This is a genomic window from Fibrobacter sp. (genome assembly GCF_045112255.1).
Lineage (GTDB): Bacteria > Fibrobacterota > Fibrobacteria > Fibrobacterales > Fibrobacteraceae > Fibrobacter.
This window is the reverse complement of record NZ_JBGUHR010000057.1, coordinates 1-1,536: the sequence shown is the minus strand read 5'-3', so window position 1 is coordinate 1,536 and position 1,536 is coordinate 1. Positions and strand designations below refer to the sequence as shown.

2 tRNA genes and 1 rRNA gene are annotated in these 1,536 nt (G+C 51.1%); all 3 read left to right on the top strand.

The window, feature by feature from the left end:
- Positions 1-115 precede the first annotated feature (115 nt).
- A tRNA-Ala gene (locus ACJMM9_RS07935) sits at positions 116-191 on the top strand.
- 35 nt (positions 192-226) lie between these two features.
- Positions 227-303, top strand: a tRNA-Ile gene (locus ACJMM9_RS07930).
- A 154-nt stretch (positions 304-457) separates the two neighbouring features.
- Positions 458-1,536, top strand: a 23S ribosomal RNA gene (locus ACJMM9_RS07925); the annotation flags it as partial.

Here is a 1,536-nt window from a genome sequence, read left to right as displayed (position 1 = left end):
GGACCTGGTTCGGGTCGCGTGGCGTGAAGGGAGTTTCGAGTTTGTTGGATAAGTAGCTATATAGTTTTCAAGGGGCTGGAAAGCACCTTGAAAGGGTAAAAGCGGGCTGAACCACGGGGGTATAGCTCAGCTGGTAGAGCACCTGCTTTGCAAGCAGGGGGTCATCGGTTCGAATCCGTTTACCTCCACCACTGAAGAAGTGGGAGGGGGAGGCGCGCGAGAGAATGGGCTCATAGCTCAGTCGGTTAGAGCGCACGCCTGATAAGCGTGAGGTCGGTGGTCCGAGTCCACTTGAGCCCACCAAGCACCTTGAAAACTGCATATAGAAAAAGTAATTCGCGGAGAAAAAAGACATTAAGAAAGAAAAAAAGACGTAGGTAATGCAAATTGACCGAAATCTGCAATTTCAAATGCCGAGAAACTCATGCAGAAATGCACGGAGAATCAGAGAAAAAGAGATCAAGCTAACAAGAGCGCAGGGTGAATGCCTTGGCACCAAGAGCCGACGAAGGACGTGGTTAACTGCGAAAAGCCATGGGGAGCCGTAAGCAGGCTTTGATCCATGGATATCCGAATGGGGAAACCCGGTATGAGAAGTCATATCAACATAACATGAATCCATAGTGTTATGTAGGGAACCCGGTGAACTGAAACATCTAAGTAGCCGGAGGAAGAGAAAGAAACATCGATTTTCTTAGTAGCGGCGAGCGAACGGGAAAGAGCCTAAACCGACTGTCTACGGACGGACGGGGTTTTGGACCTGCAAAAATGCGAAGACGCGAAGCCAAACACGGTTGGAAAGCCGGACCGAAGAGGGTAACAGTCCCGTAGGCGAAAGCGGCGAGCAAGGCGGGGATCCGGAGTACCACAGGACACGAGGAATCCGGTGGGAAGACGGGGGGACCACCCCCCAAGGCTAAATACTACTTGGTGACCGATAGAGAACAGTACCGTGAGGGAAAGGTGAAAAGAACCCCGGGAGGGGAGTGAAAGAGAACCTGAAACCCTGTGTTTACAAGCAGATGAAGAGCGATCAAGGCTCGACATCGTACTTTTTGTAGAACGGACCGGCGAGTTGCGTTATGTTGCGAGGTTAAGTTCTTCAGGAACGGAGCCGAAGCGAGAGCGAGTCTGAACAGGGCGATAAAGTAACATGACGCAGACCCGAAACCGGGCGACCTATCCATGGGCAGGTTGAAGTGAAGGTAAAGCTTCATGGAGGACCGAACCAGACGTCCGCTGAAAAGGGCGGGGATGACCTGTGGATAGCGGAGAAATTCCAATCGAGCTCGGATATAGCTGGTTCTCCTCGAAATAGCTTTAGGGCTAGCCTCAGGTTAGTCTGTTGGGGGTAGAGCACTGAATGGTCTAGGGGGTCTCAAAGCTTACCGAAACCTATCAAACTCCGAATACCAATAAGATGATGCCTGGGAGTCAGACTGCGAGTTATAAGATCCGTAGTCAAAAGGGAAACAGCCCAGATCGACAGCTAAGGTCCCGAAGTGTGTGTTAAGTGGGAAAGGATGTGCAATTGCA